Source organism: Anaeromassilibacillus sp. D41t1_190614_C2, assembly GCF_015558525.1.
GTDB classification, from domain to species: Bacteria; Bacillota; Clostridia; order Oscillospirales; family Acutalibacteraceae; genus Anaeromassilibacillus; species Anaeromassilibacillus stercoravium.
Window position 1 is genome coordinate 90618 of sequence record NZ_JADMOD010000003.1, and the last position, 23637, is coordinate 114254.

The 23637-nt window shown below is 51.0% G+C and carries 19 protein-coding genes; 12 read left to right on the forward strand and 7 right to left on the reverse strand.

The features are described from left to right. The first annotated feature begins 1 nt into the window (after window position 1). Window positions 2–607: a LysE family translocator gene (locus tag I2G69_RS04650; RefSeq protein WP_087233121.1), complete on the forward strand. Its 606-nt coding sequence runs from the start codon at window positions 2–4 to the stop codon at window positions 605–607. A 26-nt stretch (window positions 608–633) separates the two neighbouring features. After that, complete coding sequence (locus I2G69_RS04655) at window positions 634–1263, forward strand: cyclophilin-like fold protein (RefSeq protein ID WP_237966529.1); 630 nt, start codon at window positions 634–636, stop codon at window positions 1261–1263. On the opposite strand, the gene I2G69_RS04660 is transcribed toward I2G69_RS04655, so the two are convergent. From I2G69_RS04660 to I2G69_RS04670, 3 genes are read right to left on the reverse strand one after another with little or no spacing between them, the layout of a single operon-like run. Then, window positions 1260–2339, reverse strand: a complete 1080-nt coding sequence (locus I2G69_RS04660) for a CotH kinase family protein (protein ID WP_195560312.1) — start codon at window positions 2337–2339, stop codon at window positions 1260–1262. The two genes, I2G69_RS04655 and I2G69_RS04660, sit on opposite strands and share 4 nt — an antisense overlap. 10 nt (window positions 2340–2349) lie before the next feature. After that, entirely contained in the window at window positions 2350–3021 is a 672-nt protein-coding gene (locus I2G69_RS04665; RefSeq protein ID WP_195560313.1) for a DUF4956 domain-containing protein, read from the reverse strand. Between the two features lie 31 nt (window positions 3022–3052). Then, entirely contained in the window at window positions 3053–3730 is a 678-nt protein-coding gene (locus tag I2G69_RS04670; protein ID WP_195560314.1) for a polyphosphate polymerase domain-containing protein, read from the reverse strand. Between the two features lie 700 nt (window positions 3731–4430). Here I2G69_RS04670 and glgB point away from each other — a divergent pair. Continuing rightward, window positions 4431–6353 carry a 1,4-alpha-glucan branching protein GlgB gene (gene glgB / locus I2G69_RS04675; protein WP_195560315.1) on the forward strand — a complete coding sequence of 641 codons (1923 nt, stop codon included), beginning with the start codon at window positions 4431–4433 and terminating at the stop codon, window positions 6351–6353. A 60-nt stretch (window positions 6354–6413) separates the two neighbouring features. Here glgB and asnA read toward each other — a convergent pair whose 3' ends face one another. Together asnA and I2G69_RS04685 are read right to left on the reverse strand one after the other, a co-directional pair. Continuing rightward, on the reverse strand, window positions 6414–7427 hold the full coding sequence (gene asnA, locus I2G69_RS04680) for an aspartate--ammonia ligase (RefSeq protein WP_087233136.1): 1014 nt from the start codon (window positions 7425–7427) through the stop codon (window positions 6414–6416). A 115-nt stretch (window positions 7428–7542) separates the two neighbouring features. After that, entirely contained in the window at window positions 7543–7725 is a 183-nt protein-coding gene (locus I2G69_RS04685) for a hypothetical protein (protein WP_195560316.1), read from the reverse strand. A gap of 325 nt (window positions 7726–8050) precedes the next feature. Between I2G69_RS04685 and I2G69_RS04690 the strand changes: the two genes are divergently transcribed. From I2G69_RS04690 to I2G69_RS04720, 7 genes are all read left to right on the forward strand, one after another. Beyond that, a complete protein-coding gene (locus tag I2G69_RS04690; protein WP_087233142.1) occupies window positions 8051–9238 on the forward strand; it encodes an acetyl-CoA C-acetyltransferase in 1188 nt (395 codons plus the stop codon). Window positions 9239–9258: 20 nt separating this feature from the next. Then, window positions 9259–10035 carry an enoyl-CoA hydratase-related protein gene (locus I2G69_RS04695; protein ID WP_087233145.1) on the forward strand — a complete coding sequence of 259 codons (777 nt, stop codon included), beginning with the start codon at window positions 9259–9261 and terminating at the stop codon, window positions 10033–10035. Window positions 10036–10126: 91 nt separating this feature from the next. Further along, the gene (locus I2G69_RS04700; protein ID WP_087233148.1) at window positions 10127–10966 is read left to right on the forward strand and encodes a 3-hydroxyacyl-CoA dehydrogenase family protein; all 840 of its coding nucleotides are present in this window, start codon (window positions 10127–10129) and stop codon (window positions 10964–10966) included. A 39-nt stretch (window positions 10967–11005) separates the two neighbouring features. After that, entirely contained in the window at window positions 11006–12145 is a 1140-nt protein-coding gene (locus I2G69_RS04705) for an acyl-CoA dehydrogenase (protein ID WP_087233151.1), read from the forward strand. Window positions 12146–12174: 29 nt separating this feature from the next. Next, window positions 12175–12957: an electron transfer flavoprotein subunit beta/FixA family protein gene (locus I2G69_RS04710; protein ID WP_087233154.1), complete on the forward strand. Its 783-nt coding sequence runs from the start codon at window positions 12175–12177 to the stop codon at window positions 12955–12957. A 49-nt stretch (window positions 12958–13006) separates the two neighbouring features. Continuing rightward, window positions 13007–14023 (forward strand): electron transfer flavoprotein subunit alpha/FixB family protein, encoded by a 1017-nt coding sequence (locus I2G69_RS04715; protein WP_087233467.1) that lies wholly within the window; start codon window positions 13007–13009, stop codon window positions 14021–14023. A 96-nt stretch (window positions 14024–14119) separates the two neighbouring features. Continuing rightward, window positions 14120–14827 (forward strand): GNAT family N-acetyltransferase, encoded by a 708-nt coding sequence (locus tag I2G69_RS04720; protein ID WP_087233157.1) that lies wholly within the window; start codon window positions 14120–14122, stop codon window positions 14825–14827. On the opposite strand, the gene I2G69_RS04725 is transcribed toward I2G69_RS04720, so the two are convergent. Both I2G69_RS04725 and I2G69_RS04730 read right to left on the reverse strand, forming a co-directional pair. Continuing rightward, the gene (locus tag I2G69_RS04725) at window positions 14812–16551 is read right to left on the reverse strand and encodes a sensor histidine kinase (RefSeq protein WP_195560317.1); all 1740 of its coding nucleotides are present in this window, start codon (window positions 16549–16551) and stop codon (window positions 14812–14814) included. The genes I2G69_RS04720 and I2G69_RS04725 overlap by 16 nt on opposite strands. A 1-nt stretch (window position 16552) precedes the next feature. Further along, window positions 16553–18061 (reverse strand): response regulator, encoded by a 1509-nt coding sequence (locus I2G69_RS04730; protein ID WP_191363054.1) that lies wholly within the window; start codon window positions 18059–18061, stop codon window positions 16553–16555. A gap of 164 nt (window positions 18062–18225) precedes the next feature. Between I2G69_RS04730 and I2G69_RS04735 the strand changes: the two genes are divergently transcribed. Both I2G69_RS04735 and I2G69_RS04740 read left to right on the forward strand, forming a co-directional pair. After that, the gene (locus tag I2G69_RS04735; RefSeq protein ID WP_195560318.1) at window positions 18226–19917 is read left to right on the forward strand and encodes an extracellular solute-binding protein; all 1692 of its coding nucleotides are present in this window, start codon (window positions 18226–18228) and stop codon (window positions 19915–19917) included. 307 nt (window positions 19918–20224) lie between these two features. Beyond that, window positions 20225–23637: alpha-amylase family glycosyl hydrolase (locus I2G69_RS04740; protein ID WP_195560319.1), on the forward strand; the 3413-nt coding region annotated here is incomplete at its 3' end.

The following is a 23637-nucleotide window of genomic DNA, read 5'->3' on the forward strand; positions in this document are numbered from 1 at the left end:
TATGGAATATTTGCTGCGGGGAATTTTGATTGGCCTTTTATTTGGACTTCCATTTGGAGCAGTTGGCGCCCTAACCGTCCAAAGGACCTGGAGCTCAGGAGTGAAAGCCGGCCTTTTGACAGGCTTCGGTTCCTCTGTGGCAGATTGTGCCTATGCCTGTATTGGGGCCTTTGGGCTGACTCTTATCTCAGACTTTCTGCTCCGTTTCCAGGGGATTATTACCGCTTTGGGCGGAGTGCTGATCTTGGCCATGGGGCTAAAAACGATGCTCTGTCCACAGAAAGAACTCCCCCAGGAGGAACCTTTGGAAGGGGGCAAATTGTTCCTCACTTCCTTCGCGATTGGTATTACCAATCCGGCGGCTATTTTGACTTTTCTATTTGCGTTTTCTTACTTCGGAATTTCGGAAATAGCTGGCTGGATAAACGGCATCCTACTGGTGGCGGGTGTGTTCCTAGGGACCTATTTTTGGTGGGGGGCTCTTTCAACTTTCACACAATTTGTCAAAAGAAGAGCAGCCAAATTCCAACTGCATACGATGAACCGTATTTTTGGAGGTATCCTTTGTGCCTTTGGAATCAGTGTTTTTATTAAGCTATTTCTATAAATTTTCTGTATAAGAGAGTGGTGAATATGATGAGGAAAGCGATATCCTTACTGTTTATTACCGTTTTTTCCTTGGCACTGTTGCTTGCAGGTTGTGGGAATAATGAACAAGCAGCAAGCGGTCTGGAAGACCTCCCTTCCACTCCAGTGGAAACATCCTCGGAAACCGCAGTGTCTGCGGTGCTGGGAGTATCCGGATCGGAGCAAGAATCTGCCGGGCCCGAGTTGGACAGGGCTTCTCCTTCCAGTTTAGCGCAGGAATCCGAAGCAGTAGGAAATGAAACCAACGAGGAGGAAAACAGCGGCATGCAGATGTATGTACAGATCGGGGAGAGCACCTTTACCGCCACTTTGGAGGAAAATACAGCAGTTGATGCTCTGATAGAAATGATGGAGCAGGGGCCTGTTACCATCGCAATGAGCGACTATTCGGGTTTTGAAAAAGTGGGGCCGCTAGGAACGAGCCTCCCTACCAGCAATCAGCAGACTACTACGCAAGCTGGGGACATTGTGCTGTATCAGGGAAATCAAATAGTGTTGTTTTATGGCTCCAATTCTTGGAGTTATACCCGTTTGGGCCATATCAATGACCTGGCAGGCTGGGAAGAAGCCCTTGGTAGTGGGGATGTGACGGTCACCTTTGCGCTGGAAGGCTAATGGTAGCGCTCAAGATACGTATCCTCTTCAAAAATCCAGGAAAGCATGGGGCGATCCTCCATCTGTCCGCTCAGAAGCGGGTCGTCGATGGGATAGTTGACCAGGGAGGTTGCGCCGCCACCGGAAGAGAATCCTCCAAACGCCAAATTGTAGTCCCAAGGGATCATGGAGAGGACGCCGTCATCCTCGTAGAGATAGTAGTTGTGGATCATATTCCCGGTGTAGCTATCCCCATTGAGCACGAAATTGTGGACGACAAAGTATCGGATCACGGCGTCGATGTCCAGGACTTCCTCCAGATTTGCTCCTTCGTTTAGTTGTTTTATGGAGGCGATGAGCCGGTCCTTATCGGCATCGGTGATGGAAAAAGTAGCATTGTCAAAAATATGGGAATAGCTGTCATAGTCGTCACCCAGATAAAGAAGCTTGGTATCGTCGGAATTGCTCATACCGCCACCCTGCCCGTTCATGCTGTCGGGCTTGTAAAGCAGGCCATAATCGGAGCCGAAATTGCGTTCCGCAAAGGCCTCTTCAATCCCTTCGACGGCCATATAGAAGCCGAAGTATGTCCCGTTTACGGTCAGCGTTGTGTAGCTGCACAGCGGCGCGGCGACGCCTATGGAGCGGAACATATCATAACAGATATAGTCTTTTAGGTAGGTGTTGTCCTGGATGAGGTTGTTTAGGCAGAGTTTGTCCAGGCCATAGTAGTTTTGGGCGTCGTAGTGGTCAAATTCGACCTTAAAGCTATACCGGTCCGTAGTGACCTGGCTGAGAGAGGAATTTCCCTTGGTGCGAATCCCGACATTATTGAGCGCGGTTCCATCGATCACGATGCTACACGTGATGTATTCCTTTTCCTGGGCATTGTCCAGAAGGTTTTGCCAGTCATCCTCGTCTACGACAATATCGATGCTATGCACCATATTGGTGTCGAACAGTTTCTCTACATAGGGCATCTCTGTCCGGCTGATCGTGATTCCCAATTGATCCGCATTTACAAAGACAACGGCCGCCAGCAGCGTGAGCGCAACGAGGACCCAGCACACCACATCGGTATATGGATGCTTTGTCATAGTTTCACCCCTATCCCATATAGTCTCCGTTGTAACTGACCAACACGGCGCTTTGGACTCCTTCCATTTCAGAAAGGACATTGATAAAATCGGTGTTGTCGTCCTTGAGACGCACCTCAAAATTGACCTCTATGGCGTTTTTCTGAGCCGTCTTTCCCTTGATAACCATGCGCTGCGTCTGCGTTTTGAGATATGCGGCGGCCCGCTGTTCGGCTGCATGGTCGGAACAGTTTACAACAGCAATGTATGGATTGGTGTGCGGCTTACGGTTGACAAAGATCAGCAGCACCAGGCCAATCCATACGCTTCTGATCACGGCCAGGGGAATCATACCGGCGGCCAATACGATGCCGACCGCGATGGCCCAGAACAGGAAGGCGATGTCCAACGGCTCTTTGATGGCGGTGCGGAAGCGGACGATGGACAGCGCGCCGACCATGCCCAGGGAAAGCACCACATTGCTCGTGACCGCCAAGATCACCAAAGTGGTAATCATGGTCAATGCAATCAAAGTCACCCCGAAGCCGGCGGAGTACATGACGCCGTTGTAGGTCTTCTTATAAACCAGGAAGGTGAAGATGCCAAGCCCAAATGCAAGGAGCAAGGCGATTGCCATATCAAAAAGAGAGACACTGGTCACGTTTTCAAGAAAACTGGATTTAAAAATATCGGAAAATGTCATTGCAATATCCTCCTTTAAAATAAAATCAATCTTAACCATAAAGACGGCAGGCGGCGTATTTTGAAAAGGCTGTCACGCGCCGGTTTGGAATTTGGACGAGATCCTGCACCAGTGTGGGGAGGAATTCGTCCCATTTCACCTCCAGAATGACAGAGGGATCTCCTGTGGAAACCAGAGGACACTCGGGATTCAGAAAATCAACGCAGCGGATTCCTGTGCGCAGGTGATGGTCCAACGTGATGCGCACGTTTCCGGCCGGATAGAGGAAGGGTTCGCGGAGGTATTCCACGATGGTCTTAGGGCGCAGTCCTTGATAGAGCATCTTTTGGTATAATTCCGTCAAGAGAGGCCGGCCGGCCGCATCCTTCATCCATGCCCATTTCCCTTCCACAATGGACTGCGCTTCTGCTTGGGTGAGTGGCGCGGTCAGCTTGCTGCATAGGCCGCCGGTTTTCTGCTTTTTTTCCAAGCGCAGAAACGATGGATCGTCCTTGTAATAGCGAATGCGAAATTTTTCCCGGTTGTTTACCCCGTTCAACTTTTCCCGCAGCACCTTATCACAGACGTTGTCAAAATACAAGCTGCGGACAGAATATGTTCCGCTGGGCTCTGCGTGGGGGTCGGGGGAGAGGACCGCACACAGGCGTTGTTTCAGTTCGATATGGTCTCCATAATTGATGAGATGCTTCCATTCGTGCCGGAATTGCATTTGGCAACGCTCCTTTCCGGAACCCTTTCGCATCTGTGGCGGGGTTCCCTTTCTTTTTACCCAATGGGGAGATTTAACCTGCTTTTTACAATAGAATACAGGATCAGACTGAAATAAACCTGAAATGACAAAAATTTGCGAGCATTCCCCGCTTGATTTTGCCAACATACTTTGACATTTTGTGGGTATGCGGCGGATTTTACGTTTCTATCTATGGAAAAACATTCGTTGGTTTGCGAGGAAAAACGAAAGGCGCAGATTGCTCCTCCTTTTTGATCAAGATCATTGTGGGACGCTTGCCGTACAGCAGATATGATTCAAACAATCATGGTGCTTTTTCCAGGAAAGCAAGCGACGCTCCTTGTTAGTTCAAGCTAATTAAAAGGGAGATTCTATCCGTCCCATGGGGTGTCGATAATCAATCCATGAGGATAAAAGCTGCGTCTAGCAAGGAGAAATTGTCGGTGATATTGCGGCTGGTTTCTGCCATCATAGGTTGGCTCCCTGGCGCTCGCCACAGGGGCTACCGGCAACAAGGGCCGGGGAGAAATTATTCGCCTTGCTTCATCTTTTATCAATTACTTGTTGAAAAAACAAATGGGATATAGATTTTTTTTGTGGAATATGATATATTAGGGACACAATAGATTGAAACTTGCAAAGGGGAATTTGCGAATCCCCTGAGAGAGGAGAAGAGCGGATGGATATCAACAGGATTGACGCATATTTGCAGGGGGCGTCCCTGGACGGCTATCAGGAATTTGGCGCGCATTTTAGCCATGAATACGACCAGGATGGCGCACGGTTTACGGTCTATGCGCCGAATGCCTCGCGGGTCATGTTGATCGGGTCGTTTAACGGGTGGACAGGCTACGATATGGAGCGATTGCCCTCCGGCGTTTGGACGATCTTTGTACAGGGAGTCCAGGAGATGGACATGTATAAATACCGGATCTTTACTGCTTCAGGGGAAGCCTATGACCGGGCGGACCCGTTTGCCTTTTACAGCGAGCTGCGGCCAAACACAGCCTCCTATGTCTACAACCTGAACGATTTTCCCTGGACGGATGGAAATTGGATGCGCACCCGAAACAAGAATTATAACCGGCCGCTGAGTATCTATGAAGCACATGCGGGCTCCTGGCGGATCAAGGACCAGCCGGAGGACGAACGCTTCTATCAGTACGATGAGCTGGCGGAATTGCTGATCCCCTATGTAAAAGAGATGGGATACACCCACATCGAATTGTTGCCTTTGACGGAGCATCCGTTTGACGGTTCCTGGGGATACCAGGTGACCGGCTATTTCAGCGCGACAAGCCGGTATGGAAATCCGAAACAACTGATGCATTTTGTGAACCGCTGCCACGAGCAGGGGATTGGCGTGATTATGGATTTTGTCCCGACCCATTTTGTCTCCGATTTTTATGCGCTGCACCAATTTGACGGCGGATTTGTCTATGAGAGCGAGTATGAGGATCAGCGCTACAGCGAGTGGGGAACGGTGCTGTTTGACTTCTCAAAGCCACATGTCATCAGTTTTTTGCGGTCGGCGGTGGACTTTTGGCTGACATATTATCATTTTGACGGCGTGCGGTATGACGCTGTTGCAAATTTGATTTACCGCAACGGCAATACCAATGACGCGGTAAACGAAAGCGGCATATGGTTCTTGAAGACGTGCAATTATGCCATTCAAAAGCGCCATCCAAATGTTATGCTCATTGCAGAGGACTCTTCGAATTATTTGAAGGTGACGGCGCCGGTAGAATATGGAGGCTTGGGCTTTGACTACAAATGGGATCTAGGCTGGATGAACGATACACTCGATTATCTATCGGTGCCCCCCGCGCAGCGTCCGGGCGTGCATACAAAAATCAGCTTCTCTATGAGCTATTTTTACAACGACATCTATCTATTGCCGTTCTCCCACGATGAAGTGGTACATGGGAAAAAGACCATCATCGATAAAATTGCAGGGAATTACGAGGAGAAATTCCATCAGCTCCGCACCCTCTATCTCTATATGTTTACCCATCCGGGGAAAAAGCTCAATTTTATGGGCAATGAGCTGGCGGAGTTTAAAGAATGGGATGAGAAGAAGGAACTCGGCTGGAATCTTCTGACCTATCCCGCGCACGATGCATTTTGGAACTATTTCCGGGTGTTGCAGCATCTCTATTTGGAGGAGAGCGCCCTCTATCAGGAGGATTACAATGCACAGAGCTTCCAGTGGCTGGATGTCAACGATGCGAGCCGGTGCGTGTTTGCCTATAAACGTAGCGACCTGGCGAAAGAAGAACTGTACATTGCCATCAATTTTTCGAACCGCATGCACATGCATTACCCGCTGATGGTCGATCATTATGGCGTCTATGCGGAGATGCTGAATACCGATGCAATGCCGTTTGGCGGGAAGGGCAAGACGAATGAAGGCGAGCTTCGTGCCCAGATGCGGGGCGGCAAATACTGCTTGGACATCACGTTGGCACCGTTTGCTTCCTGCATCTTCAAACGGATTGCAACCACCGTGCCGCCGACCCGTGCAGCGAGGCCAGGTGAGCGGCCCGCCAAGAAAGTCCCCAAGAAAAGTCCTCCAGAGGAATTGGAGAAAACGGAATAGAACGCAAAAAAGGAGCGGTACAGCCGCTCCTTTTTTATAAGGTTCTTTTTTGATTGGCTTTTAAAGAAGATGGATTCCATAACCTTCACAGGCATTGCGCATGCTGTCCGGCCAGACAGAAGCCTGGACCTCGCCGATGTGTGCCTTCTCCAGCAACGCCATGCAAATGCGGGATTGCCCAATACCGCCGCCCATGGTGAGCGGCAAGCGGCCCTCCAACAGCATGCTGTGGAACGGCAGCTGTGCGCGTTCTTCGCAGCCTGCCGCAGCAAGCTGTTTGCGCAGCGCCTCCGCATCGACGCGGATTCCCATGGAGGAGAGTTCCAGCGCACGGTTCAGGATGGGATACCAGATGATGATGTCCCCGTTCAGGGACCAATCGTCGTAGTCCGGAGCGCGGCCGTCGTGCGGCTTTCCGGATTTCAATGCGCCGCCGATCTGGGAGATAAAGACCGCGCCGTATTCCTTGGCGGCGGCGTCCTCCCGCTGCTTCGGCGTCAGATCCGGGTAACGGTCTTCCAGTTCCTGGCTGGAGACAAAGGTGATTTCCTCGGGAATATAGGAATCGAGAACCGGGAACCGCTCCGTCAGGACCGCTTGAGTTTTATGCAGAACCCCCATAATGGCATGGACAGCGCTTTGAAGCGTCTCCATGGTGCGCTCTTCCGCAGTGATGACGCGCTCCCAGTCCCATTGGTCCACATAGACGGAGTGGAGATTGTCGAGCTCTTCATCCCGGCGGATGGCATTCATATCCGTATAGAGGCCGGTATCGGCGCGGAACCCGTAGCGGGCGAGCGCCATGCGCTTCCATTTGGCAAGGGAATGGACAATTTGAACGTCGGCATGGATGTCTGCCACATCGAATTGCACTGGCCGCTCCACTCCGTTGAGGTCGTCGTTGAGGCCGGTCTCCGGCTGTACGAACAAGGGGGCGGATACACGTGTGAGGGAGAGGGCGGAGGCTAGCTCGCGCTCGAAGGTATCCTTCGCGAGCTTGATTGCGATTTCGGTCTCTATAATATCGAGCTTCGATGTGTAATCTTTCGGTAAAATCAGGTTGCTCAAAGCCATGCTTGGTTCATCCTTTCTCAAATGACAGCGCGGAAGTTGGAATAAAGAGAGATACCGCGGCTGAACGTGCAAAATTTACGCCTTATTATAAACCAAAATGGGATTTTTTGCAATCCTAAAGGGAAGAAGTTTCATTTTCAGGTTCTAATAATAAGTTTATATAGGACACATAGGGCTTTGTATACGGTGTGGCCGGAATACTGCCGGACATGGCGTTTTGTAGCGGTTCGGGGAGGGACATGAAAAAGCGTTGTACTTCTCGGTTTTCCTTCAAAAAATCATACAAGGCGTCTTCCAAAAGTAAAGCCTCCTTTCTGAAAGGGATTCAGGGCAAAGCATGGGCGTCTTTTATCTTTTACAAAATCGTTATACACATGCAGAAAATGCTTCACAATGCGGTTTGTAGCGGTAGTTTCGGCAATTTGAACGAAGCTGGGCGGAAGAAATACAGAAAGTGGCGAATTTGTAACAAGAATGATTTTTTTCTTCGAAATCGCAATAGAATCCCTTGCATATTCGGATTGATTGTGATATATTTAACATGCAATGATTCATTAGAAGATTGACCCGTGAAACATTTGGTTGGAGCGGGTTAGTGAATTATGAAATGGAGGAACAAAATCATGTCTAAGAAAATCGTGTTAGCAGGTGCTGTACGTACTGCAATCGGCAAGATGGGCGGCGCTTTGGCAAACGTTCCGGCTGCCACGCTTGGCTCCATCGTGATCAAAGAAGCTCTCAAGAGAGCAAATGTTGCGCCTGACCAGGTGGATGAAGTTCTGATGGGTTGCGTTCTGCAGGCTGCCCAGGGCCAGAACGTTGCGCGCCAGGCTGCTGTTAATGCAGGTATCCCGATCGAAGTTCCGGCTTTGACGCTGAACAACGTCTGCGGTTCCGGTCTGAAATGCGTGAACATGGCTGCTGCGATGATCGAGGCTGGCGAAGCGGATATCGTGGTCGCTGGTGGTATGGAGAACATGTCCTCCGCTCCGTATGCGCTGACCAAAGCTCGCTTTGGCTATCGCATGAACAATGCTACCATGATCGATACTATGGTCAACGATGCACTTTGGGATGCATTCAACGGCTACCACATGGGCATCACCGCTGAGAATGTTGCTGAGAAGTATGGCCTGACCCGTGAGATGCAGGACGAGTTCGCTGCTTGCAGCCAGCAGAAGTGCGAAAAGGCACAGGCAGAAGGCCGCTTTGATGATGAGATTGTTCCCGTTCCGGTAAAGATGAAGAAGGAGACTGTTATGTTCGCAAAGGACGAGGGCCCGCGTGCCGGTGTTACCGCTGAGAGCATCGCAAAGCTCCGTCCGGCATTCAAGCCCGATGGCGGCACGGTCACCGCTGCAAATGCTTCCGGTATCAACGACGGCGCAGCTGCAATCGTTGTTATGAGCGAAGAGAAGGCCAAAGAGCTGGGCGTTACCCCGATGGCTGAGTGGGTCACGGGCGCTTCCGCAGGCGTTGAGCCGTCCATCATGGGCATTGGCCCGGTTGCTGCTACCAAGAAGGCAATGGCTAGAGCGAACCTCACGGTCGAGGATATGGACCTGATCGAGGCAAACGAGGCGTTTGCGGCGCAGTCCCTGGCGGTTGCGAAGGACCTCAACTTTGATATGTCCAAGGTCAACGTCAACGGCGGTGCAATTGCTCTGGGCCATCCGGTCGGCGCTTCCGGCTGCCGTATCCTGGTTACCCTGCTGCATGAGATGAAGAAGAGAGGTTCCAACTACGGCCTCGCGACGCTGTGCGTCGGCGGCGGCATGGGCGTTGCCTCCATCGTAAAGAACTACAAATAAGAGCAGGGAGCGTTTAAACGATGAGCTATATTAAATATGAGCAGAACGGCTTCGTCGGCGTGCTGACGATCGACCGTGAAAAAGCTTTGAACGCGTTGAATTCCGAGGTTTTGGCGGATCTCGACGCAGCATTGGATGCAATTGATCTGGATTCCACCCGTTGCCTGATCATCACAGGCGCAGGCCAGAAGTCCTTCGTTGCCGGCGCGGACATCGGCGAGATGAGCACGCTGACAAAGGCGGAAGGCGAGGCCTTCGGCAAGAAGGGCAACGATGTATTCCGCAAGATTGAGACGCTGCCGATCCCGGTGATCGCAGCGGTCAATGGATTCGCCCTCGGCGGCGGCTGCGAGCTCTCTTTGAGCTGCGACATCCGTCTTGCCGCGGAGAACGCCGTATTCGGCCAGCCGGAGACCGGCTTGGGTATTACCCCCGGCTTCGGTGGCACGCAGCGTCTTGCCCGTACAATCAATGTGGGCAAGGCAAAGGAAATGATCTATGCCGGCACGAAGGTCAAGGCGCCGGAGGCGCTCAGCCTGGGCCTGGTTTCTGCCGTGTATCCGGCAGAGGAGCTCATGCCCGCTGCGATGAAGCTGGCAGAGCGGATTTCCGCCAATGCACCGATCGCGGTCCGCGCTTGCAAGAAGGCGATCAACGACGGCCTGCAGGTCAACATGGACGAGGCGATCGTCATCGAGGAGAAGCTCTTCGGCAGCTGCTTCGAGACGGAAGACCAGAAGAACGGCATGACGGCTTTTGTTGAGAAGCGGAAGCCCGAACCCTTTGTCAATAAATAAGTTTTATTTATCATCCGCACCGGTATTGCGTTCGAAAGAGGGCGATACCGGTGCGGGCCAACATAAAGATTACTATAGGAGGTTTCTTATTATGAAAATTGGTGTTATCGGCGCAGGAACCATGGGCTCCGGCATCGCACAGGCATTTGCTCAGACAGAAGGTTATGAAGTAAAGCTCTGCGACGTGAAGGCAGAGTGGGCAGAAAACGGTAAGGCAAAGATCGCAAAGGGACTCAACAAGAGAGTTGCGAAGGGCAAGATGGAGCAGGCCGCTGCGGATGCAATCCTGGCGAAGATCACCACTGGTACGAATGAAATCGTTGCAGATTGCGACCTCGTTGTAGAGGCTGCGCTGGAAAAGATGGAGCTGAAGAAGGAAATCTTCAAGCAGTTGGAAGGCATCTGCAAGAAGGATTGCATCTTTGCAACCAACACTTCCTCCCTCTCCATTACAGAAATCTCCAATGGCCTTGACAGAGCAGTTGTCGGCATGCACTTCTTCAATCCGGCTCCGGTTATGAAGCTGGTGGAAGTCATCGCAGGCGAGACCACTAGCCCGGAGACCGTTCAGAAGGTGATCGAGGTTTCCGAGTCCATCGGCAAGACCCCGGTTCAGGTCAACGAGGCAGCTGGCTTTGTTGTAAACCGCATCCTGATCCCGATGATCAACGAGGCAGTTGGCATCTATGCAGACGGTGTTGCTTCTGTTGAGGGCATCGACACCGCGATGAAGCTCGGTGCAAACCATCCGATGGGCCCGCTCGCTTTGGGCGATCTGATCGGCCTGGACGTTTGCTTGGCGATCATGGAAGTTCTGCAGGCTGAGACGGGCGATCCGAAGTACCGTCCGCATCCGCTGCTCAGAAAGATGGTCCGCGCTGGCAAGCTCGGCCAGAAGACTGGCAAGGGATTCTACGATTACACCAAATAAGAAACGATTTGGCGTAAATTTTGATTTGGAGGAACAGGTATGGATTTCGTACTGAGCAAAGAACAGGAAATGGCCCGCACGCTCTTTAAAGAGTTTGCGGAGAATGAAGTAAAACCTCTTGCACAGGAAGTCGACGAGACGGAGCACTTCCCGAGAGAGACCGTTGAAAAGATGCAGAAGCTCGGTTTCATGGGAATTCCGCAGCCGAAGGAGTACGGCGGCCAGGGCTGTGACACGCTCACCTATGTGCTGTGCGTGGAAGAGCTCTCCAAGGTCTGCGCGACCACGGGCGTTATTGTTTCCGCGCATACTTCCCTGGGCACGGACCCGATTAAGAAGTTCGGTACCCCGGAGCAGAAAGAAAAGTATCTGCGTCCGCTGGCTTCCGGAAAGATGCTGGGTGCGTTTGGCCTGACCGAGCCCGGCGCAGGCACGGATGCTTCTGGCCAGCAGACCAAGGCTGTTTTGGAGGGCGATCATTATGTCCTCAACGGCAGCAAGATTTTCATCACGAACGGCGGCGAGGCGGATGTCTACATCATCTTCGCGATGACCGATAAGAGCAAGGGTACGAAGGGCATCTCCGCGTTCATCGTAGAGAAGGACTTCCCGGGCTTCCGCATCGGCACCAAGGAGAAGAAGATGGGTATCCGCGGTTCTTCCACCACAGAGCTGATCTTCGAGAACTGCATCGTTCCGAAGGAGAACCTCTTGGGACAGGAAGGCAAGGGCTTCAGCATCGCTATGGCGACGTTGGACGGCGGCAGAATCGGCATCGCAGCACAGGCTTTGGGCATTGCTGAGGGCGCGCTGGAGGAGACCATCGCTTATGTAAAGGAAAGAAAGCAGTTTGGCCGTCCGATCGCGAAGTTCCAGAATACGCAGTTCCAGATCGCAGATATGGCGACGAAGGTAGAGGCTGCCCGTTATCTGGTGTACCGTGCGGCAATTGCAAAGGATACCAAGAAGCGTTTCTCCGTCGAGGCGGCAATGGCGAAGTTGTACGCTGCTGAAGTTGCGATGGAAGTAACCACCAAGGCGGTACAGCTCTTTGGCGGCTATGGTTACACGAGAGAGTACCCGGTTGAGCGCATGATGCGCGATGCAAAGATCACGGAAATTTACGAAGGCACCAGCGAAGTACAGCGCATGGTTATCTCCTCGAATGTAATTAAATAGTCGATAAAGGCCAAAAGGAGTGAAAATCTTTGAATATCGTAGTTTGCATTAAGCAAGTTCCGAATACCAATGAAGTAAAGCTGGATCCGGTGACCGGTACCCTGATTCGTGAAGGCGTGCCGAGCATCATCAATCCGGACGATAAAGCAGGTCTCGAAGCGGCTCTCCGCTTGAAGGACTCCATGGGCGCGCATGTGACGGTCCTCTCCATGGGCCCGCCGCAGGCGGACGCAGCGCTGCGCGAAGCGCTGGCAATGGGCGCAGACGAAGCCATCTTGGTTTCCGACAGAGCGTTTGGCGGCGCAGATACGTGGGCAACCTCCACGACGATTGCTGCTGCTATTAAGAACCTGGATTATGACCTCATCATCACCGGCCGTCAGGCGATCGACGGTGATACGGCGCAGGTTGGCCCGCAGATTTCCGAGCATCTCGGCATTCCGAACATCAGCTATGCGGAAGAGATCAAGGTCGAGGGCGATTCTGTGATTGTAAAGCGTCAGTATGAGGATCGTTATCATATCGTCAAGGCAAAGATGCCCTGCCTGATCACCGCATTGACCGAGCTGAATAAGCCCCGCTATATGACGCCCGGCGGCATCTTTGATGCTTACAGAGAAAAAGAAGTTAAGGTTTGGGGCCTGAAGGATATTACCGTTGACCAGGCAAATATCGGCCTGAAGGGCTCACCCACCAGAGTGTTCCAGACGTTCACGAAGAGCTTGAAGGCAGCTGGCACAGTTGTCCAGCTCGATCCGGAAGAGTCCGCCAACTACATGATCGAGAAGCTCAAGGAAAAGTTCATTATTTAATTTGTAGTTTGTGATGACAACTGAGAATATTGAAAGTGGTGAGCAAAAAATGAATTTACAGGATTATCAGGGCGTATTTGTATTCGTCCAGCAGGTGGATCATAAAATCACTGGCGTTTCTTATGAGTTGCTCGGCAAAGGCAAGGAGCTCGCTGCGGATCTGGGAACAGAAGTGACCGCAGTTTTGCTCGGTTATCAGGTAGAGGACCTCTGCCCGAAGCTTGCCCGCTATGGCGCGGACAAGATCATCCTGGTCGACAACGAGGCTTTGGAGCCGTATACCACGGAGCCGTATGCACACGCGATGTACAGCGTGATTGAGAAGTACAAGCCCGCAGTCGTCCTCTATGGCGCAACGGCAATCGGCCGCGACCTGGCGCCGCGCGTGTCTGCTCGCGTGCATACCGGCCTGACCGCCGACTGCACGAAGCTGGAGATCGATCCGGATACGAAGAATCTGAAGATGACCCGTCCGGCATTCGGCGGCAACATCATGGCGACCATCCTCTGCCCGGAGCATCGTCCGCAGATGGCGACGGTTCGTCCTGGCGTTATGCAGAAGATTAAGCCGATCGACGGCGCAGAAGCTCCGGTTGAGAAGTACGATCCTGGATTTGAGAAGAACAACAAGTATGTAGAAGTGCTTGACGTTGTAAAGAAGGTCAGCGACAAGATCGACATCCAGGATGCCAAGATTCTGGTTTCCGGCGGCCGTGGCATGGGCTGCCCGGAGAACTTCAAGCTCCTGCGTGATCTGGCGGACGTCCTCGGCGGCGAGGTGAGCGCGTCCAGAGCGTGTGTCGATGCAGGCTGGGCTGAGAAAGATGTACAGGTTGGCCAGACCGGTAAGACCGTTCGCCCGAACCTCTACATTGCCTGCGGCATCTCCGGCGCTATCCAGCACTTGGCCGGCATGGAGGATTCCGACGTGATCATTGCGATCAATAAGGATGAGAACGCGCCGATCTTCGAAGTAGCGGATTACGGCATTGTTGGCGACGTGACCAAGATTCTGCCGCTCTTCACAGAGAAGCTCAAGGAAGAACTGGCTCTGCGCAACGCGTAAGGGTTTCTTTCTGGATAAAATTGGCCCCTGGGAAATCCCAGGGGCTTTTTTGTTGGGTTATGTCATTTCAGGATTAAAGTGGGGGGAACGATACAGATGAAACAATTGGAACAGGCCGTCCGTTTTTTGGAAAAGGACCCGCTCCTTCACATCGATATGCTGGAATGCATCCGGCGTGGGAATGCAGAGTGCCTTTATGTGTCAGAGACGGGGGTTCTCTTGCGCGATCAACCGTCCGGGACGTGTCAATTGAGTGTGGAAACAGAAGGCGCCCTTCGGGAATGTCTGCCGCTTCTACAGGGGACAGATCTGTTGGTTTGCCATCAGGATTTTTATCGAGAGTTCCTATCGACGGCTTTGAACCTTTCCTTCGGGGAACGGTGTTACCAAGCCGCTTATTTAAAATCGGAAGCGCCGCATCCCAACCGCGAAGCAGGGTGGGACATTCATTCTTTGGATGAATCGGCCCTTCCGTTTGTGCATCAGCACTATAAGATGGTGACGGACGAGGACTACCTGCTCCAACGCCTGCATTCCGGAGAAATGTATGGCATCTTTGTGGAAGGAAAGCCGGCGGGGTTTATCGGCATGCACGCAGAGGGATCGCTCGGCATGTTGGAGATTTTGCCGGAGTACCAGCGGAGAGGGTTAGCCTTCGTACTGGAATCGTACGCCATTTATCGGATCAAGGAGAAGGGATGGACCCCTTACGGGCAGGTCATTGTGGGCAATCTCGCCTCTATGCATTTGCAACAAAAGATTGGGATGACCTTCTCTGAAAAGACCTGCTACTGGTTGAGTTGAGATTCAAAATTTTTTCTGCGCGCAGGGATTGTCAGGGTGGCGCGTGTTCCAACCGATAATTTGCTCTCCAGAGTAAGGCCAAACTCTTTGCCGTAATAGAGTTGAATACGCTCATGGACATTTTTGATCCCATACCCGCCGGAATCCTGTGTCAACAGGTTCGGAAGGGCCTGTGGATCGATTCCGACACCATTGTCTTCTACCATGAAGACAATGGTGTCCTTTTTATGTGCGGCAGTGATCCGGAGGATTCCCCCGCCGTCCGGACGCTGGTCCAAGCCATGGACAATGGCGTTTTCCACCAAAGGTTGTAGGAGAAGATTCAGCATCAGATATTCGCCAAGCCCTTCTTCGATTTGATAGATTGCTTCGAATTGGCCGCTATGCATGATCCGCTGGATATCGATATAGGAGCGCGTATTTTTCAGCTCGTCTGCTACAGATGTAAGCTGTTTTCCCTTATTCAACGTGGTTCGGTAGAATGTAGACAGGAGCTGCGCCATTTCGCTGATATCAGGGGCGTCTGCACGGATGGCCCTCCAATTGATGAGGGACAGGCTATTGTATAAAAAATGGGGATTGATCTGCGCTTGAAGAGCACGCATTTCCGCTTCTTTTTGTGCAAGCTTCCCCGTATAGACCTCATTGATCAGGGCGTTGATCTTATCCAGCATCTTCTGAAAGCTCCGAATTAGATCCCCAACTTCGTCGTGGGATTCGCTGGTGATCGTTACCCCCATGTCGCCTCCCTCAACTTGCTGCATGGTCTTTTGGAGTTTTTCAATCCGGCTGACCACCGCATGGGAAAGCAGCCATCCGATCAAGACCACCAGGATTAAGCAAAGCATAATAATGAAAGCAACGGTCAAAACGATGGGGGTGGCTGCATCTGTAATAAGATGGATTGGCTTATACAGGTAAACATCCCAGCCACAGGAAGGAATGTTTGCTTGAATTACGGTGTAATCAGAAGAGTTCCAGGTAATGGAAGAAGAATCGGAATCTAAAAGAGTCTCCAACGGTGGAACTTCACTCACATCGAGGCCGGCAAAGATTTCAGAATATACAGCGCTTCCATTGGAATCGGCCAGATAGATTCCACAGGAATTTTTGGATAGCTCCAAAAAGGAGGAAAAGAGTTTTTGAGAGTCGATTTCGATATACAAAAGATTTTTTGCAGTTCCGCCGCTGTCTGGTTCAGGCATACGCCGGACAGCGCAGACAATGTCCTCCGCCGGCACAAACCAATTGATTTTAGAAGATTGGATACTGGGTTCATACCAGATCTCCCCTTCGGCATCTTGTAGGGGGATCACCATATTGCCGTGTTTTTCCATATTGGTGCCAGAATATAAAGTGATTCGCTCCACATCGTCATGAAGGTTTTTCATAGATAAAAATAGAGGGCTGATTGTTTTGCTATAGGCATCATAGAGTTCCATGTAATTGGTATAGATACGATTGGCTGATTCGTTTAGATCAGAGTCAAAGGCCAAATAGTCCGAGAGGTTGTTATAGATCTGGATCTGGTTGTCCAGGGAGTCGGCAGCCTGTTGCAAGGAGGATTGCAGGTTAGCCTCTTCTTGTGAAACCAACAAAGCCTTTGTTTGTTGATAGCAAAATAGCCCGAGGATTGCCACGGGGATAATACTAACCAGCAAAAAGCACAGCATGATTTTTTTTCGGAACGTGAGGTCCTTCAATAAGTGGATAGGAGACTTCATATCAATCTTCCTTTTGCCGGAATTTTTCAGGGCTGCTTCCAAAATATTCACGGAAGCTCTGGATGAAATAGGATACATTGGAATATCCAACGGCATTGCAGATAGTTACAACTTTCATGTGGGTGGTTTCCAAAAGCTCTTTTGCTTTTTCCATGCGGAATGCCTTTATATATTTATTAAGCCCATATCCCGTCTCTTTTTTAAAAATGGAGCTCAGATAACGGGGAGACAAATAGACGATTTCTGAGAGGTTTTCCAGATTGAGCTCTTGGTCATAATGTTTGCTGATATATCGCTTGACGGTTTCAACGTAGTTGGATGGGGCATGGGATTCCATGTTAGGATGTTCTAAATTCTGTTCTAGAATATTGGCTATTTCTTGGTAACTGTTGCTTTGGTAGATGGATTCTACTTTCCGAAACAGTTCTTCTTCGGAGAAATGGGCCCAATGGATAGAAACATCCCGTAGCAAATTGGAAAACACAAATTTTACATATAAGTGAGAAAGATTGGTTTGACCAGCATATGCGTCGCAAAGCAGTTGTATGTTTCTATGAACGGCATCCAAATTGTGCTCTTGCAGGGCCGCTTCCAAAGAAGTAAACAGGGAAGAGACATCTTGATAACCGCTGTTTAATTTTTGAGAGGAGGCATAAGCAGAGAACACATAGGTGTCTGGGAGAAAAAAGCGGTTTTCCAACGCCTGTTCCAGGGATTCAAAGGCCGTCGGGATCTCAGAAGCTCCTGAAAAATCTTCGCTGAAGGCCAGATAACCATCCACACGATAGCGCTGTTGGATAAACCGCCGGATGTCAGCGGACAAAGAAGCCCAATCGGTCCGATTGGCAGCATTGGAAAAGAACAACAGGCTTTCACAGGGGTTTAAGTTGAGATAGTCAAAGGGAAGGGGAAGCAGTTGCGAAAGTTCCTCAGAGAATTCTTGCCCAGCGTGATCGAAAAAATTCCGGTTGAACTCTAGCAAGACCATGTTGGTATATTGATTCAAAAAGCCTAGATCGAACAGGGCCCCGGCTTCCGCAGTCAATGTTTCCAAGGGAGTACCGTTGACTAAGGAATAGAGAAGATGTTCCCGCGCGTAAGCAATCCGGCGGTTGTTCCGTTCTTCTTCCGACCGGCGGGAAAGGATTTCTGCGGAAACCCGTTGCATAACTGTGCAGAATTCCTCGACGTTTACTGGCTTAAGGATGTATTCCCGGACCCCCAGCGAAATAGCGGTCTTGGCATATTCGAATTCGCTAAACCCACTAAATAGGATCACCCGGATGTTGGGTTGTAGCAACAGCGCTTCTTTAGCGAGAGTGAGCCCATCCATAAAGGGCATCCGCACGTCTGTAAACAGGATGTCGACGGCGCGGTTCTTTAGGTAGTCGAGTGCCGCTTTCCCATTGGGGGCTTGGCCGGTTTCCATATTGAAGCCATATTTGTGAAGCAGAAAGAGAATCCCTTCCCGTTCCTCCGCTTCATCATCCACAACCAACATATGTATCATAGAAGGAACTCCTCTCTTATTAAAATAATCCATCTATTTTAATTTTATCCCATTAAATCCAAAGGAATCTTGAAAGTTTTTTATTAAATTCCATGAGAAAATTTTGAAGGCAAGGGACTCTTTATATAATAAAAACATTGAAACCCAAGAAAGAGGTGTCCGGAGTGAAACAGACCAAAAAGATACACCAAATATGCGCCTGGTTCCTAATCCTAATGGTGGGGATTCTACAAGGATGTGACCGGACAACGAAAGAGACAGAAAAAGTTGCAGAAGCTTCGCTGTATCAAGAGCAGGAGGAAGAAGGCCTTTCCTGGGAGACTGCCGCGCATACCCCGTTTGGCAAATATCCGGAGCCGGTAGCCTGTACCGTAGGGAGAAAGAGCAACGGGTATACATTGGAACAGGCGTTACAGGATGACGTCTGGACGTATCAACGCTTTTTAGCAGACTTCCTAAATATTGAATTTACCAACGCCTTTGATGTCCAAAGTGAAGAGGATTTCCAGCAGAAAGTTTCAATGGCCATTGTCAGCGGGGATATTCCAGATATTATGACGGTCAATGGGCAACAGCTTCTGCGGTTGTATGAATCTGGGCAGATCGCAGATTTAACAGAGGCCTATGAGAATTGCGCCAGTGACCACATCAAAGAAATCTATGACTCCTATGGCGGCGCATGCCTGGATGCGGCGACATTTGATGAGCGGTTAATGGCCTTGCCCACGACCGAAATGTCGCATGGGCCGGGGGTATTGTGGTTGCGCAAGGATTGGATGGAAAAGCTGAACCTTCCAGCCCCGGAGACGATGGAGGACATTGAACAGATTCTCCGCCGCTTTATACAAGAGGACCCGGGAGGGAATGGTCCAGGCAAGACCATTGGCCTTGTGTGCAGCCCGGAAATTGCGGGGGATTCCGGCGGATTATATATGCTCAACAGTGTGTTTACCCTTTATGGGGCGTTTCCGAAACAGTGGATGGAGCAGGAGGACGGCTCGGTTGCCTATGGTTCCATTCAGCCGGAGATGAAGAATGCGTTGGCGGAAGTCGCTAAATTGTATCAAGAAGGGCTTCTCGACCAGCAATTCCTTTTGCGGACGGAAGAGGATTGCCAAGAATTATTGGCCGAAGGCATCAGTGGGGCCTTCTTTGGAAACTATTGGAGCAGTGAAGTCCTTCCGGAATGTTTATTGAAAAATCCAGAAGCCGATTGGACGCCGTATATCGTGCCAAAAGATGAAAATGGATATATAACGATGTTCGAGGGCAACCCCAATAGCAGCTACATTGTTGTCCGCAAGGGCTATTCGCATCCAGAAGTTGCCATCAAGATGGCAAGCGTGCAGTTCGATTACGTGCAGGACGTGGAACCAGAATTTAAAAACCAGTTAAACCGGGATGGAATGCTGCTCAATATGCATATTGGATATGATGATTCGTTTGCCCGCTCTGGTGCCACCTTGGATCAAGCGCTCCGGGGAGAAATACAGGTGGATGAATTGAATGCAACCCACAAGTCAAACTTTCAGAAAATAACCGCATATTTGCAGGCCTTGGAAGAAGGAGAAACGCCTTCTCCGTGGGATTGGCAGCAATATAAATCTTATATCGAGGCCTATCAACTCTATATGGAGACACCCATAAAGAAGGTGACACCTGTATTTGTGCGAGAGACGAACATCATGCGGAAATATTGGCCGGCCCTTGAAGAAATGGAGCAGGAAATGATGCTTCGTATTGTTACGGGAGAAGCCCCTTTGGAAGCATTTGATGCCTTTGTAGAAGAATGGCTGGATGCAGGCGGAGACCTCGTGACAGAAGAGGTCAACCGGCTTCATGCACAAGATAAATGATTCCTTTAGCAGGCGAATGGCTTTGGCCGTTCGCCTGCTTTCTGATTCTTATCATAGCATGAATTCGAAGCATAAAAAAGGATGGTATATAAAATACATGAAATTTCAATGTGTATCGTACTTTTTTTATATTTACTGGCGAACCTTCCCGTTTTACAATAAAATTACCGAAAAACAAATGAATTCGTTGAACGAAGATGATGACGAATTCAAAGGGCAAGTCCAACTATATCTTTAGAAAAAAGAAGAAAGGAGTGACAAGAATATGGACTTGCAAAAGGGACGATTGAGACAAGGAGGGTTAAACATGTCAAAAATGGGCAGAAAAATTACCGCCCTAATGCTTGCGTTACTAATGGCAACTTCTACCTGTAGCGTCGGACTCGCTGCGCAGGAACAGGTTGGCAGTATAGGAACGGCCGTTTCAGCCTCGGCTGGAGATACTGTCACAGTAACATTTGATTCACAAGGGGGGGCCGAGCTGGCCCCAATCGAGACCACCGCGGGAAGCACAGTCCTGCTGCCGGAGAATCCATCGAAGCCCGGTTATGCGTTTAAGGGCTGGTATACGGAGCCGAACGGAGAAGGCAGCCTGTTCTATATCGATACCCCGGTGACAGAGAGCATCACCGTGTATGCCTACTGGGAGGAAATCCCGACCGGCCTCATCGATGAACAGCCTTCGGACAATTTCTATGAGATCTTTGTCCGCGCATTCTGCGATTCCGACGGGGATGGCATCGGTGACTTTAACGGCCTGGCCAGCAAGATGGATTATTTGCAGGATCTGGGTATCACGGGAATTTGGCTGATGCCAATTACCGAGTCTGGCAGCTACCACGGTTACGATACGGTAGACTACTACAGCGTGGAGCAGGACTATGGCACGATGGAAGACTTTGAGAATATGCTGGATGAAGCGCATGCGCATGGGATCAAAGTCATTATGGATCTGGTGGTAAACCATTGCGGCAGTGGCAACCCGTGGTTCCGGGATGCAATTACCAATCCGGAGACGAGCCCGTACCGCGACTATTTCAAGATTGAGAAGAGCACGGACTACGACGAAGATAAAGACAACAACGCGACGGACGACGCACATTCTGGCAATAAACGCGTATGGCAGCAGTGGAGAGCAACCCCGGGTTACCGCTATCTGGGCTTGTTCGGCGGCGGAATGCCGGACCTGAACTATGATAATCCGGCGGTACATGAGGAAATGATCAATGCCGGCCAGTTCTGGCTGGAAAAGGGCGTGGATGGCTTCCGTCTTGACGCAGCCCGCCACATCTATGGCGACTACCTCGATACGATGTACACCCCGGAGATCGCGGACAAGAACGCGGCCTGGTGGAAGGAATTCCGCGCAGGAATGGAAGAGGTCAATCCGGATGTATTCCTGGTAGGCGAAGTCTGGGAGCCGAACACAGACCGTATGGTTCCGTTTGTACAGGACGGCGCCCTGCAGAATACCTTTGATTTCAGCCTTGCCAGCGAACTGCTGGAAGTAGCGCAGAGCGAACATAATGGAGGATTTGTCTCCGAACTGTGCGAAGTATTCGATAAATTCGGCTTTGCTTCCAACGGCAAGTTTGAGGACTGCACGTTCCTGACCAACCATGACCAGAACCGTACCATGAGCGTGATGGAAGGCAACGAGGACCATGCGAAGACGGCAGCTTCCCTCTATCTGACGTTGCCGGGCAACACCTTCATCTATTACGGTGAAGAAGTTGGCTTGCAGGGCATGAAGCCGGACCAGAACATCCGCGAGCCCATGCCGTGGTATGAGAGCAACGAGGGCGAGGGCCTGACCGACTGGCTGAATGGTAAAAATAAGTACAGCTTGGGCGGCGAAACCTCTGTAGAAGCACAGGTTGACGATCCGGATTCCATGCTGAACCACTACAAAGAGCTGTTGAGCTGGCGCAATGAGCTCCGCGCGCTGAAAGACGGCGACGTGGCAGAATATGACACCGGCAATGACGGTGTAGCTTCCTACATCCGTATGACACAGGATCAAAGTGTGCTGGTGGCGACCAACTTGACCGGCGAAGCTGTGACGGTTGAAGTGGAAGCAGACAAAACCTTTGGTTCGTTTGACGAGATCCTGAGAAAGTTTAGTGTTGACACGGAATCCAAGCTGGAAGGAACGACACTGACCATCGCCCCGTATAGCACCGTAGTTCTTGGAAAAGAGGACCAGGTTGTGGTAACACTTGATTCCCAGGGCGGTTCTACATTGGCCCCCATTTGGACCACCGCAGGAAGCACCGTGCTCCTGCCGGAGAATCCGTCTAAGCCTGGCTATGCGTTTAAGGGCTGGTATACGGAGCCGAATGGAGAGGGCAGCCTGTTCTATATCGATACCCCGGTGACAGAGAGCATCACCGTGTATGCCTACTGGGAGGAAATCCCGACCGGCCTCATCGATGAACAGCCTTCGGACAATTTCTATGAGATCTTTGTCCGCGCATTCTGCGATTCCGACGGGGATGGCATCGGTGACTTTAACGGCCTGGCCAGCAAGATGGATTATTTGCAGGATCTGGGTATCACGGGAATTTGGCTGATGCCAATTACCGAGTCTGGCAGCTACCACGGTTACGATACGGTAGACTACTACAGCGTGGAGCAGGACTATGGCACGATGGAAGACTTTGAGAATATGCTGGATGAAGCGCATGCGCATGGGATCAAAGTCATTATGGATCTGGTGGTAAACCATTGCGGCAGTGGCAACCCGTGGTTCCGGGATGCAATTACCAATCCGGAGACGAGCCCGTACCGCGACTATTTCAAGATTGAGAAGAGCACGGACTACGACGAAGATAAAGACAACAACGCGACGGACGACGCACATTCTGGCAATAAACGCGTATGGCAGCAGTGGAGAGCAACCCCGGGTTACCGCTATCTGGGCTTGTTCGGCGGCGGAATGCCGGACCTGAACTATGATAATCCGGCGGTACATGAGGAAATGATCAATGCCGGCCAGTTCTGGCTGGAAAAGGGCGTGGATGGCTTCCGTCTTGACGCAGCCCGCCACATCTATGGCGACTACCTCGATACGATGTACACCCCGGAGATCGCGGACAAGAACGCGGCCTGGTGGAAGGAATTCCGCGCAGGAATGGAAGAGGTCAATCCGGATGTATTCCTGGTAGGCGAAGTCTGGGAGCCGAACACAGACCGTATGGTTCCGTTTGTACAGGACGGCGCCCTGCAGAATACCTTTGATTTCAGCCTTGCCAGCGAACTGCTGGAAGTAGCGCAGAGCGAACATAATGGAGGATTTGTCTCCGAACTGTGCGAAGTATTCGATAAATTCGGCTTTGCTTCCAACGGCAAGTTTGAGGACTGCACGTTCCTGACCAACCATGACCAGAACCGTACCATGAGCGTGATGGAAGGCAACGAGGACCATGCGAAGACGGCAGCTTCCCTCTATCTGACGTTGCCGGGCAACACCTTCATCTATTACGGTGAAGAAGTTGGCTTGCAGGGCATGAAGCCGGACCAGAACATCCGCGAGCCCATGCCGTGGTATGAGAGCAACGAGGGCGAGGGCCTGACCGACTGGCTGAATGGTAAAAATAAGTACAGCTTGGGCGGCGAAACCTCTGTAGAAGCACAGGTTGACGATCCGGATTCCATGCTGAACCACTACAAAGAGCTGTTGAGCTGGCGCAATGAGCTCCGCGCGCTGAAAGACGGCGA